Source organism: Stenotrophomonas sp. SORGH_AS_0282 (assembly GCF_030818125.1).
GTDB lineage: Bacteria > Pseudomonadota > Gammaproteobacteria > Xanthomonadales > Xanthomonadaceae > Stenotrophomonas > Stenotrophomonas rhizophila_A.
Window position 1 is genome coordinate 1210914 of record NZ_JAUTAB010000001.1, and the last position, 12327, is coordinate 1223240.

At 67.3% G+C, this 12327-nt stretch carries 11 protein-coding genes; 9 read left to right on the plus strand and 2 right to left on the minus strand.

Translation table 11 applies throughout. From position 1 onward, the window contains the following. Positions 1-33 precede the first annotated feature (33 nt). Positions 34-894 (minus strand): pirin family protein, encoded by an 861-nt coding sequence (locus tag QE395_RS05175; RefSeq protein WP_306987771.1) that lies wholly within the window; start codon positions 892-894, stop codon positions 34-36. A gap of 579 nt (positions 895-1473) precedes the next feature. Next, positions 1474-3537: a 3-hydroxyacyl-CoA dehydrogenase NAD-binding domain-containing protein gene (locus QE395_RS05180; RefSeq protein WP_095363551.1), complete on the minus strand. Its 2064-nt coding sequence runs from the start codon at positions 3535-3537 to the stop codon at positions 1474-1476. Between the two features lie 236 nt (positions 3538-3773). Here QE395_RS05180 and rpoE point away from each other — a divergent pair, with 236 nt between their 5' ends. The 9 genes from rpoE (at position 3774) to recO (ending at position 12327) form a co-directional block, all read left to right on the plus strand. Then, positions 3774-4394, plus strand: a complete 621-nt coding sequence (gene rpoE / locus QE395_RS05185; protein WP_068853630.1) for an RNA polymerase sigma factor RpoE — start codon at positions 3774-3776, stop codon at positions 4392-4394. A gap of 8 nt (positions 4395-4402) precedes the next feature. Further along, the gene (locus QE395_RS05190; RefSeq protein WP_306987779.1) at positions 4403-5224 is read left to right on the plus strand and encodes a sigma-E factor negative regulatory protein; all 822 of its coding nucleotides are present in this window, start codon (positions 4403-4405) and stop codon (positions 5222-5224) included. A gap of 92 nt (positions 5225-5316) precedes the next feature. Beyond that, complete coding sequence (locus QE395_RS05195; RefSeq protein ID WP_306987781.1) at positions 5317-6840, plus strand: DegQ family serine endoprotease; 1524 nt, start codon at positions 5317-5319, stop codon at positions 6838-6840. 146 nt (positions 6841-6986) lie between these two features. Next, complete coding sequence (gene lepA, locus QE395_RS05200) at positions 6987-8777, plus strand: translation elongation factor 4 (RefSeq protein WP_068853627.1); 1791 nt, start codon at positions 6987-6989, stop codon at positions 8775-8777. A 24-nt stretch (positions 8778-8801) separates the two neighbouring features. Continuing rightward, positions 8802-9596 carry a signal peptidase I gene (gene lepB, locus QE395_RS05205; RefSeq protein WP_095363548.1) on the plus strand — a complete coding sequence of 265 codons (795 nt, stop codon included), beginning with the start codon at positions 8802-8804 and terminating at the stop codon, positions 9594-9596. A 28-nt stretch (positions 9597-9624) separates the two neighbouring features. Then, positions 9625-10008, plus strand: coding sequence for a DUF4845 domain-containing protein (locus tag QE395_RS05210; RefSeq protein ID WP_068853625.1), 384 nt, complete (start codon positions 9625-9627; stop codon positions 10006-10008). Next, the gene (gene rnc, locus QE395_RS05215) at positions 9998-10678 is read left to right on the plus strand and encodes a ribonuclease III (protein ID WP_068853624.1); all 681 of its coding nucleotides are present in this window, start codon (positions 9998-10000) and stop codon (positions 10676-10678) included. Before QE395_RS05210 ends, rnc begins: the two co-directional genes overlap by 11 nt. Continuing rightward, on the plus strand, positions 10675-11571 hold the full coding sequence (gene era / locus QE395_RS05220; protein ID WP_306987784.1) for a GTPase Era: 897 nt from the start codon (positions 10675-10677) through the stop codon (positions 11569-11571). The genes rnc and era overlap by 4 nt, the downstream gene beginning before the upstream one ends. Positions 11572-11604: 33 nt before the next feature. Next, a complete protein-coding gene (gene recO / locus QE395_RS05225; protein ID WP_095363547.1) occupies positions 11605-12327 on the plus strand; it encodes a DNA repair protein RecO in 723 nt (240 codons plus the stop codon).

Consider the following 12327-nt stretch of genomic DNA (forward strand, 5'->3'; position numbering starts at 1 on the left):
ACGTCGGAAATCGGATGATGCAACGCGCGCGCATTACGCCGGCAGTGGAATGAACTCCTTGTCGTCGCCGGGAATGTTGCCGAAAGCCCCCGATTCCCAATCGTGCTTGGCCTGCTCGATGCGTTCCTTGGAACTGGAGACGAAGTTCCACCAGAGGTGGCGCGGTCCGTCCAGCGGTTCACCACCGAGCAGCATGGCCTTCAACGGGGTCTTGGCGCGCAACCGGCCACGGGCGCCGGCTTCGGGAATGATGAGATGCTGGGCGGGCAGATCGACGCCGTCGAGCTGGGCCTCGCCTTCCAGGATGTAGAGCGCGCGTTCGACGTGGCCGGTATCGAGGTCGAGTTCGGCACCGGGGTCGAGGTCGATGGCGACGTTGAGGGTGTCGGCAAAGACTTTCACGGGGGATTCTTCGCCGTAGGCGCGACCGGCGATGACGCGCAGCCAGGCGCCGTTGCGGCGCTGCTCGGGCAGGGTGGCGGCGGCGTGGTGGTAGAAGGCGGGCGCGGTTTCTTCATGCGCCTTCGGCAGTGCGACCCAGGTCTGCATGCCGTGGATGGGGTGGTCGTGTTCGCGCTCGACCGGCGGGGTGCGTTCGGAGTGGGCGATGCCGCGGCCGGCGGTCATCCAGTTGACGTCGCCGGGGCGGATCACCTGGTCGGAGCCGAGGGTATCGCGGTGGCCGATGGCGCCGGACCAGAGGAAGGTGACGGTGGCCAGGCCGATGTGCGGGTGCGGGCGGACGTCGATGCCGGCACCGGCGCCCATGACGGCGGGACCCATCTGGTCGACGAACACGAACGGGCCGACGCTGCGCGCCTGGATGCTGGGCACGGCGCGGCGGACTTCAAGGCCGCCGATGTCATGGACGCGCGGGGCGATGATGGTCGTCATGCGGGCTTTCTCGCTGGCGGGGGACAGGTTGGAAGGATGGCACGCGCGCAGGGCGGTTTCATGGCCCGTTCGGGTAACAGGTTGTTCCAGCCAACCGCAGGTCGCCCGCGTTACATGTTGGTGGGTTGACCTGGATCCGAATGGGCCCGTGGTGGGTTGATCCCGATCCCAATGGGCCCGTATGAATTCGTAGCCCCGGCCGTTGGCCGGACACCGCGCGCAGCGCGGCCCAGGTTTCCGAACACCGTGGTTCATCGCCCGCGACCATCCACCCGACGTTTGGACCATACCGAAATCGTGTTTCAGGCGTTCATGACCCGGGACGGACGGCTTCGGAACGTTTAAACGCCGGGTGGATGGTGGCGATCGTTGCGCAACCGCCTTTGGATGCTTGGGCCGCGCTGCGCGCGGTGTCCGGCCAACGGCCGGGGCTACGAATTGTTACGTAACGTCCGCAGATCGGGATCAACCAACCAGAGGCCAGTGACCGTTATCGGCCCATTGGGATCGGGATCAACCAACCAACGGCAAACAAAAACGCCACCGGGCGGTGGCGTTTCTGTTTTGGTCAATCAACCGTCAGATCACCGGCTCACGCAACACCGCCGCGTCCCAACCCGGGCGCGGGGCAAAACGGTCGCCGTGGCGCTGCTGCAGTACCTTCAGGCGCTCTACCAGCGCATCGGCGCCGGTGGCGCGGATGTACTGGATCGGGCCGCCGCGGAACGGGGCGAAGCCGGTGCCGAAGATGACACCGGCATCGAGCAGGTCGGCGTCAGCCACCACGCCGTCGTGCAGGCAGGCGACCGCTTCGTTGAGCAGCGGCAGGATCAGGCGGTCCTCCAGGTCCTCCGGCGCCTGGTAATTGGCCGGAACGTCCGGCTTCTGGGCGCGGCCGTTTTCCCACTTGTAGATGCCCTGGCCGTCCTTCTTGCCGCGCTTGCCCGGTTCGACGGTCTGCAGGGCAGCGGGGATCTGGAGGCCCAGGAACGGGGCCAGTTCCTTGCCGACGCCGGCGGCGACGTCCAGACCGACGGTGTCGAGCAGTTCGATCGGGCCCATGGGCATGCCGAACTTGACGGCGGCCTTGTCGATGACCGGCCCGGGCACGCCTTCGGCGTAGGCGGTGGCCGCTTCGAGCATGTAGGGGAACAGGACGCGGTTGACCAGGAAGCCGGGGGTGCCGGCGACGGGCACGGGGAACTTGCCGAGGGCCTTGCAGAACGAGGCCAGGCGGCGTTCGGTTTCCGGGGCCATGCCGTCGTGGTGGATGATTTCCACCAGCGGCATCTGGGCGACGGGATTGAAGTAGTGCAGGCCGGCGAACTGGGCCGGGCGCTGGATGTGGTCGCGCAGTTCCACCAGCGGGATGGAGGAGGTGTTGGTGGTCAGCAGGGCGTCGGCCTTCATCTTCGGCTCAAGCGTCTGGTACAGGCCACGCTTGGCTTCGGCATCTTCGATGATGGCTTCGATCACCAGGTCGGCCACGGCAACGCCGTCACCGGCGAGGTCGGCCTTGAGGCGGGCGGCGACGGCGGGGCGCTTGCTCTCGTCGCGCACCTTCTTGGCGAACAGGGCCTGGGCGCGTTCGATGGCCGGGTCGATGAAGCGCTGTTCGCGGTCCTGCAGGGTGACCTCGAAGCCCTTGTAGGCAGACCACGCGGCGATGTCGCCGCCCATCACGCCGGCGCCGACCACGTGCACGTGGCGGATGCCGTGGTCCTTTCCGCCCAGTGCCTTGAGGCGCTCGGTCAGGAAGAAGATGCGGATCAGGTTGCGCGCGGTCGGGGTGCCGGCCAGCTTGACCACGGCGCGGCGTTCGGCGTCCAGGCGGGCCTGGATGCCGCTGCCGCCGGTGCGTGCCCAGGTGTTGATCAGCGCATACGGGGCGGGGTAGTGGTCTTTCCTGGCCTTGCGCGCGACCTGCTTGGCCATCTGCGGGGCGAGCAGCCTGCGCGCCAGCCAGGTGTTGGTGGCCCAGGCGGTCAGGCGTTGTTTGAACGGGCGGGTGGTGCCGGACAGGCCCAGTGCGACAGCGGTGTCGAGCAGCACCGCCGGGGCGACGACCTTGTCGACCAGGCCGATGTTGCGGGCAGCCGATGCCGACAGGTTGCGGCCGGTCAGCATCATGTCCATGGCGGCGGGGGCGCCGACCAGCTGCGGCAGGCGCGCGCTGCCACCCCAACCGGGGAAGATGCCGAGCTGGGTTTCGGGCAGGCCGATCCGGGTGGAGGGATCGTTGGAGGCCACGCGGTAGCGGCAGGCCAGCGCCAGCTCGGTGCCGCCGCCCAGGCAGTGGCCATGGATGGCGGCCACGGTCGGGCAGGGCAGCTCGGACAGCTTCTGGTAGGTGGTCTGGCCACGGCGGATGGCATCGTTGACGGTGCCGCGGCGATCGAACTCCTGGAATTCCTTCAGGTCCGCACCGGCGATGAAGCCGGCCGGCTTGATCGACTGCACCACCACCGCCTTGGGCGGGTCCAGCGCCAGGCGTTCGACCAGGTCGCCCAGTTCCAGCAGCACGTCCTGCGACATCGCATTGACGCTGCTGTCGTGGCGGTCGAGGCTGAGCACCACGACACCATCGTCACGGATCTCGGGGTGCCAATGTGAGAAGCGGAGCCCATCGAAGCCTGAGAGCATGGAGGCGTTCCATCCGGTTGTGTATGGAGAAGGGGGCTATGATCCAGAGGTTGTTTCCTCCCCGTCAAATCCCTATAGCTGGGGGGAGGAGCACCCGGTTCATGGCGGTGGTCTGGAACCTTAACGGAACGGTGGTTAAAAGCTGGTACGGCGCGCGGTGATCGGCGCTGAACTTTTCCCGGGATTGGCAGTCTCATTGCCCGACGTCGGTTGGGCTGACAGGAGTGCGGCCCCCCATGGCCGAGGTTGAAACACCACAGGAGCTGGACCTGGAGCTGGTCCGGCGCGTGCAGCGCGGCGAAAGTGCGGCGTTCGATGTGCTGGTGCGCAAGTACCAGCATCGGATCGTCGCCTTGATCGGGCGCTACATCGCCGACTGGAGTGAATGTCAGGACGTTGCCCAGGATACGTTCGTCCGCGCTTACCGCGCGATCGGCAGTTTCCGCGGCGATGCCCAGTTCTATACCTGGTTGCACCGGATCGCCGTGAATACTGCCAAAAACCATCTAGCCGCCCACAACCGCCGCCCGCCCACCGATGACATCGAAATCGGGGACGCCGAACAGTTCGACAGCGGCACCCGCCTGCGCGATACCGACACGCCCGAACGCGAGTTGATGCGCCAGGAGCTGGAGCAGACGGTGATGAAGGCGGTGTCGGCGTTGCCGGAAGAGTTGAGATCGGCCATCACCCTGCGCGAGGTTGAGGGCCTGAGTTACGAAGAAATCGCGCAGAAGATGGGGTGCCCGATCGGCACCGTGCGGTCGCGGATTTTCCGTGCCCGCGAGGCGATCGACACTGAACTTCGGCCGCTGCTGGATGTCGGCAGCGCCACCCGCGAGAAGAGCCGCGTATGAGCCACCAGATGCCTGACAAATTCGATGCCCACCACCGCCAGCAGCTTTCTGCACTGGTGGATGGAGAGCTGCCGCTGGAAGAGGCGCGGTTCCTGCTGCGCCGCCTGGAACACGATGAAGACCTGTCCCGCTGCCAGGAACGCTGGCAGCTGCTGGGCGATGTGCTGCGCGGGCAGGCCTGTGCGCCGGCGCCGCAGGGCTTTGCCGACCGGATCCAGGCCGCTGTTGCGGCCGAGCCGGTCACGGTGGTCGCCGCAACGCCGGCCCCGCGCCAGCGCCGCGGCGGTCTGCTGCGCTGGGGTGGCGGTGCCGCGCTGGCCGCCTCGGTGGCCGCCATCGCGCTGTTCATGAGCCGCGAGCAGTTGCCCGGGCAGGCCCCGCTGGAGCAGCCGACCACGATCATCGCCAGCCAGGCGCAGCTGCCGCCGGCACCGCCGCGCGCGCCGCTCAATGCCACCGTGGTGGCCGATGCCGCCCTGGCCGTGGCCGCCGTGCCGGCCGCAGCCGTCAATGCCCGCCGTAACAGTGCCACCCGCACCCAGCAGGCCGCCGCGCGCAGCGTGGCCGGCCGCAGCGCCGAACCGGTGCGTGCGGTGGCCAGCCAGCCTGCGCCGGCCCCGTCGGTGCCAGCCACCGATGCCCCGACCCTGCCGTTCGGGGAGGTCGGCAACCTGCAGGCCAGGCCGTGGCCGCGCTCGACGGTGGGCAGCAGCGGGGCGCTCAATGCCAGCTTCTCCACGCAGGAGCCCCAGGCGGCGTTCTATCCGTTCGAGCCGCGCCTGCAGGATGACGCGTCCGGCGCGCCGCCGGTGCGTCGCCAGCGCGACTGACGTTTGCCTCCATTCCCGACATACAGGTGCTGCACGCTACCTGCAGCGCCACCCCTTCCCCTGAACATCCCTGACCCGGAGGCTCGAGTCTGATGACCGCCCGTATCCGCACGCACGCCATGGCCCTGCTGGCCATCACCCTTCCGCTGGTGGCCTGTGCCCAGTCGCCCAGCCCGACCGCTCCTGCCGGGCAGGTGGCCGCCGCCCCGCGTGCGCCGGCCGCGCCGCTGGTCAGTGGCCTGCCGGACTTCACCAACCTGGTGGAGCAGGTCGGTCCGGGCGTGGTCAACATTGAAACCACCATCGTGCGCAGCAACCGCCAGGCGCGCGGCGCCGGTCCCGGTCCGGGCGATGACGAGATGCCGGAGTTCTTCCGCCGCTTCTTCGGCCCGGACTTCCAGATGCCGGGCCAGCCCGGTGGCGATGATGAAGGTCCCAGCATCCGCGGCCGCGGCATGGGCTCGGGCTTCATCATCTCGCCCGACGGCTACGTGCTGACCAACCACCATGTGGTGGCCGACGCCGGCGAAGTGAAGGTCAAGCTGGGCGACCGCCGCGAATTCACCGCCAAGGTGATCGGCAGCGACCAGCAGTACGACGTGGCCCTGCTCAAGATTGATGCGAAGAACCTGCCGACCGTGCGCGTGGGCGATTCCAATACGCTCAAGCCCGGCCAGTGGGTGGTCGCGATCGGCTCGCCGTTCGGCTTGGACCACTCGGTCACCGCCGGCGTGGTCAGTGCGGTCGGGCGCAGCACCGGCGGCCAGGACCAGCGCTACGTGCCGTTCATCCAGACCGACGTGGCGATCAACCAGGGCAACTCGGGTGGCCCGCTGCTCAATACCCGTGGTGAAGTGGTCGGCATCAACTCGCAGATCTTCTCCGCTTCGGGCGGCTACATGGGCATCAGCTTCGCGATCCCGATCGACCTGGCCATGGGTGCGGTCGACCAGATCAAGAAGAACGGGCGCGTGAGCCGTGGCCAGTTGGGCGCGATCGTGGGCGCCATCACCGGTGACGTCGCGCAGGGCTTCAACCTGCCCGACAGCCGTGGCGCGCTGGTCAACGAACTGGTTCCGGGCAGTGCCGCGGCCAGGTCCGGGCTGGAAGTCGGCGATGTGATCCGCTCGGTCAACGGCACCCCGATCAACACCTTCAGCGATCTGCCGCCGCTGATCGGCGCCCAGGCGCCGGGCAGCAAGGTCCGCCTGGGCGTGCTGCGCGAAGGGAAGGAGCGTGAGATCACCGCGACCCTGACCGAGCTGGCCGAGGATGCCGCCCGCGGCACCGCCGGTCCGGCTGCCGCCGACGCGGCGCCGCAGGTGGGTGCCAACGCCCTGCTGGGCCTGGACGTGGCCGACCTGACCGCTCCGCAGCGCCAGCAGCTGGGGCTGGACGCGGGCGAAGGGGTGCGCATCACCAACGTCAAGGGCCAGGCTGCCCGCGATGCCCGGTTGTCGCCGGGCATGGTGATCCTGCAGGTCGGGCGCACCCCGGTCGGCAGCGTGGCTGCGCTGAACAAGGCGCTGGGCGGCTACAAGAAGGGCGACGTGGTGATGCTGCTGGTGCGCGCGGGCGGCAACAGCGCGTTCGTGGCGGTCAAAACCGGGCAGTAAACCCCGTCCCTGCTGCGTTTCCGGGCCCGCTTCGGCGGGCCCGGTCGTATTTGGCGCCCCGGCACGCGGGGAGGGGTCGGCCATGCGATAATGTGCCGTTATCCTGACGACGCGCCGCGCCGCCGCCACCTATGTCCTCTGATTCGATGCGGAACATCCGCAACTTCTCCATCATCGCCCACGTCGACCACGGCAAGTCCACGCTGGCCGACCGCATCATCCAGCTTTGCGGCGGCCTCCAGGCCCGCGAGATGGAGGCGCAGGTGCTCGACTCCAATCCGATCGAGCGCGAGCGTGGCATCACCATCAAGGCCCAGTCGGTATCGCTGCCGTACGTGGCCAAAGATGGCCAGACCTACCACCTGAATTTCATCGACACCCCGGGGCACGTCGACTTCTCCTATGAAGTCAGCCGCTCGCTGGCGGCCTGCGAAGGCGCGCTGCTGGTGGTGGATGCGGCCCAGGGCGTGGAAGCGCAGTCGGTCGCCAACTGCTACACCGCCGTGGAGCAGGGCCTGGAAGTGGTGCCGGTGATCAACAAGATCGACCTGCCCACCGCCGACATCGAGCGCGCCAAGGCCGAAATCGAAGCCGTGATCGGCATCGATGCCAGCGATGCGGTGCCGGTCAGTGCCAAGACCGGCCTGAACGTGGTGGACGTGCTGGAAGCCATCGTGCATCGCATCCCGGCCCCGCAGCCGCGCGATACCGACAAGCTGCAGGCGCTGATCATCGATTCCTGGTTCGACAACTACCTGGGCGTGGTCTCGCTGGTGCGCGTGATGCAGGGCCAGATCAAGGCCGGTGACAAGCTGCAGGTGATGTCCACCGGCCGCAACCACCAGGTCGACAATGTCGGCGTGTTCACCCCCAAGCGCAAGGTGCTGCCGGCCCTGCGCGCGGGCGAGGTGGGCTGGGTCACGGCCAGCATCAAGGACGTGCATGGTGCCCCGGTGGGCGACACCCTGACCCTGGCCGCCGACCCGGCGCCGTCGGCATTGCCCGGCTTCCAGGAAATGCAGCCGCGCGTGTTCGCCGGCCTGTTCCCGGTCGATGCCGAAGACTACCCGGACCTGCGCGAAGCGCTGGACAAGCTGCGCCTGAACGATGCGGCGCTGCGCTTCGAGCCGGAAAGCTCCGAAGCGATGGGCTTCGGCTTCCGCTGCGGCTTTCTGGGCATGCTGCACATGGAAATCGTGCAGGAGCGGCTGGAGCGCGAGTACAACCTCGACCTGATCAGCACCGCGCCGACCGTCATCTATGAAGTCCTGAAGACCGACGGCACGATCATCAACATGGACAACCCGGCCAAGCTGCCGCCGGTGAACATGGTGAGCGAGATCCGCGAGCCGATCATCCGTGCCAACGTGCTTACCCCCGAGGAGTACATCGGCAACATCATCAAGCTGTGCGAGGAAAAGCGCGGCAGCCAGATCGGCATCAACTACCTGGGCAGCCAGGTGCAGATCAGCTATGAGCTGCCGATGGCCGAGGTGGTGCTGGACTTCTTCGACAAGCTCAAGTCGGTCAGCCGCGGCTACGCCTCGCTGGATTACCAGTTCGTGCGGTTCGACGCCGGTCCGTTCGTCCGCGTGGACGTGCTGATCAACGGCGACAAGGTCGATGCGCTGTCGCTGATCGTGCACCGCAGCCATGCCGACCGGCGCGGCCGCGAGCTGTGCGAAAAGATGAAGGAGCTGATCCCGCGGCAGATGTTCGACGTGGCGATCCAGGCCGCCGTCGGCTCGCAGATCATCTCCCGCACCACGGTCAAGGCCATGCGCAAGAACGTGCTGGCCAAGTGCTATGGTGGCGACGTTTCGCGCAAGAAGAAGCTGCTGGAGAAGCAGAAGGAAGGCAAGAAGCGCATGAAGCAGGTCGGCCGCGTGGAGATTCCGCAGGAAGCCTTCCTCGCCGTGCTGCAGATGGACAAGTAAGGCTCCCGTTCCCAAGGACACTGCATGAAACTGTTTGAAATCCTGCTGGTCGTACTGACGCTGGCCTCGGGCCTGATCCTGCTGGCCGACAAGCTGTACTTCGCCAAGCGCCGCGCGGCGCGGGCCGGCCTGCTGGACAGCGAGCCGGTACTGGTGGATTACTCCCGGGCGTTCTTCCCGGTGCTGGCCATCGTGCTGGTGGTGCGCAGCTTCATTGCAGAGCCTTACAAAATCCCGTCCAGTTCGATGATGCCGAACCTGCTGATCGGCGATTTCATCCTGGTCAACAAGTTCGCCTATGGCCTGCGCCTGCCGCTGAACAACGCCAAGGTCGTCCCGATCGGCGAGCCGGCGCGCGGTGACGTGGTGGTGTTCCACTTCCCGGGCCATTCGGACAACGACCCGAACAAGGGCGAGAACTTCATCAAGCGCGTGATCGGCGTCCCGGGCGATGAAATCGCCTTCCAGGGCGATGGGGTCATCCTCAACGGCACCCCGCTCAAGTACGACAGCAAGGGGTTGTATGCTGGGCACCGTGGCCAGGGGGAGGGCGCCTCGTTGCTGGTGGAGCACCTGCCGGGCCGCACCCATACCGTGCTGGAGACCGATTATCCGCGTGGCGAAGGCCAGTGGACCGTGCCGCCGGGCAAGTACCTGGTCATGGGCGACAACCGCGACAACAGCGATGACGGCCGTTTCTGGGGTCTGCTGCCGGAGGAGAACCTCCGCGGCAAGGCCTTCCTGATCTGGCTCAACTGCTCGGGCTGGTTCTGCAAGGATGGTTTCGAACCGTCCCGCATCGGCACCGGCATCAACTGATTCCAACCGCGTATCTGGGGAGAACGCAATGAAGACGATGAAGACGCAGCGTGGCATGACCCTGACCTCGTTCCTGGTCGTGCTGTGCATCGTGGGGTTCGGCCTGTACATCGGCATGAAACTGTTCCCGATGTACTCCGAGTTCTACGCGGTGAAGACCGCGCTCAAGGGCGTGGCCAAGGAACCGGGCGTGGCCAACATGGAACCGGGCAAGGTGCAGGAAATGTTCTTCCGCCGGCTGGACATCAGCTATTCGGAGAGCGTCAAGCCGGCCAACGTCAAGTTCGAACGCGTCAGTGGCGGTTGGAACATGAAGGTCAACTACGAAGTGCGTCGCCCGCTGGTGGGCAACCTCGACGTGGTTGGGAAATTTGATGCACACCAGGAATTGACCCTCAGCGGTGCCGACTAAAACCTATCAACGTGGTGACCAGATCGGTCACGCCTTCCAGGATCCGGGCCTGCTCCAGCAGGCCCTGACGCATCGCAGTGCCGGCACGCCGAACAACGAGCGGCTGGAATTCCTCGGCGACAGCATCGTCAACATGATGGTGGCCCAAGCGCTCTACCAGCGCTGGCCGAAGGCGGACGAGGGCGCCTTGACCCGGGCGCGGGCCGAGCTGGTGCGCGAAGGCGCGCTGGCGGTCATTGCCCGCACCCTGCATCTGGGCGAGCGGCTCACGCTCGGGCCGGGCGAGATGAAATCCGGCGGCCACCGGCGGGACTCGATCCTGGCCGACGCGCTGGAGGCCGTGGTGGCCGCCATCTACCTGGACGCAGGCTTTGCCGCTTGCCAGGCAGTGGTCCTGCCCTGGTTTGGCCCCTCCATGGAGGCGCTGCCGGCTACCGGCAAGCCTGAAAAAGACCCCAAGACCCGGCTCCAGGAATGGCTGCAGGGCCGACAGAAGGCATTGCCGCTGTACGAATTGGTGTCAGAATCAGGCGACGATCACGCCAAGACCTTCCGGGTACGCTGCGGCGTAGCCGATCCTGCTGTCAGCACCGAAGGCGAAGGTGCCTCGCGACGGCTGGCCGAACAACAGGCGGCAGCTGCCGCCCTCGAGCAACTGGATTCCAAGTGAGCGAAGCAACCCCCCATCATTGCGGCAGCGTGGCCGTCATCGGCCGCCCCAACGTCGGCAAGTCGACCCTGACCAATGCCCTGGTGGGCGCCAAGGTCAGCATCGTCTCCAACCGTCCGCAGACCACCCGCCACCGGTTGCTGGGCATTGCCAGCTATCCGGAAGGCCAGCTGGTGCTGGTCGACACCCCCGGCCTGCACCGCGTGCAGAAGCGCGCCATGAACCGGGTGATGAACCGCGCCGCGCGCGGCTCGCTCGAGGGCGTGGATGCCGGCATGCTGGTGATCGAGGCTGGCCGCTGGGACGAAGAAGACACCCTGGCGTTCAACGTGCTCAGCGACGCGGGCATTCCGGTGGTGCTGGTGGTGAACAAGGTCGATCGACTGAAGGACAAGGCGGCCCTGCTGCCGTTCCTGCAGCAGGTCACCGAAGGCCGTACGTTCGCGTCCGTGCACCCCATCTCCGCGCAGAAACGCAACGGCCTGGAAGCGCTGGTGCGCGACCTCCTGAAGCTGCTGCCCGAAGCCCCGGCGATGTTCGGCGAAGATGAAATCACCGACCGCAGCCAGCGCTTCCTGGCCGGCGAACTGGTTCGTGAGCAGTTGATGCGCCAGCTCGGTGAAGAGCTGCCGTACGCCACCACGGTGGAAATCGAGCGCTTCGTCGAAGACGGCAACCTGCTGCGCATCGGTGCGGTGATCTGGGTCGAACGCGAAGGCCAGAAGGCCATCGTGATCGGCAAGGGTGGCAGCCGCCTGAAGGACATCGGCGCCAAGTCGCGCATGCAGATGGAGCGCCTGTTCGACGCCAAGGTCTTCCTGGAAACCTGGGTGCGCGTGCGCGAAGGCTGGTCGGACGACGAAGCTGCGCTGAAGGCCTTCGGCTACGAGTAAACCCGGCAGGGTTGCCGCTCACCGCCCCCGGCCATGCGCATCGACGACGAACCGGCCTTCGTGCTGCATGCCCGCCCCTGGCGGGAGACCAGCCTGCTGGTCGAGGTCCTGACCGAGCAGCACGGCCGGATCGGACTGCTGGCGCGCGGCGTGAGCAGCCCGCGCAGCCAGGCGCTGCGCGCCGCCCTCCAGCCTCTGCAATGGATCCGCCTGGCCGCCGTGCAGCGCGGCGAGCTGGCCCAGCTGCGTGGGGCCGAGGCCCTGGATGCCGCGCCGCGGCTGAGCGGCGATGCCATGCTGGCCGGCTTCTATGTCAATGAACTGGTGATGCGGCTGGCGCCCCGCCAGGACCCGCTGCCCGACCTCTACGACCACTACGGGCAGGTGCGCCAGCGGCTCGCAGCCGCCGAGCCATTGGCCTGGACCCTGCGGCGGTTCGAGCGCGACCTGCTGGAGGCACTGGGGTTTGGCTTCGACCTGACCCATGGCAGCGATGGCGAGCCGGTCGACCCGGCCGCGCGTTATGAGCTGGACCCGCTGGAAGGGCCGCGACGGTTGCTCAGCGAGCGCGGGGTGGATCCGCGGCGGGGGACGGCGACCGGGAGTGCGTTGCTGGCGTTGGCTGGCGACGTCCTGCCCGGCGCGGAGGATCTGGCCAGCCTGCGGCGAGGCATGCGTGCGGTGCTGCTGCACCACCTGGGTGGGCGCGGGCTGAAATCGTGGGAAATGCTGGAGGATCTGGCGCGGCGGCGGTGA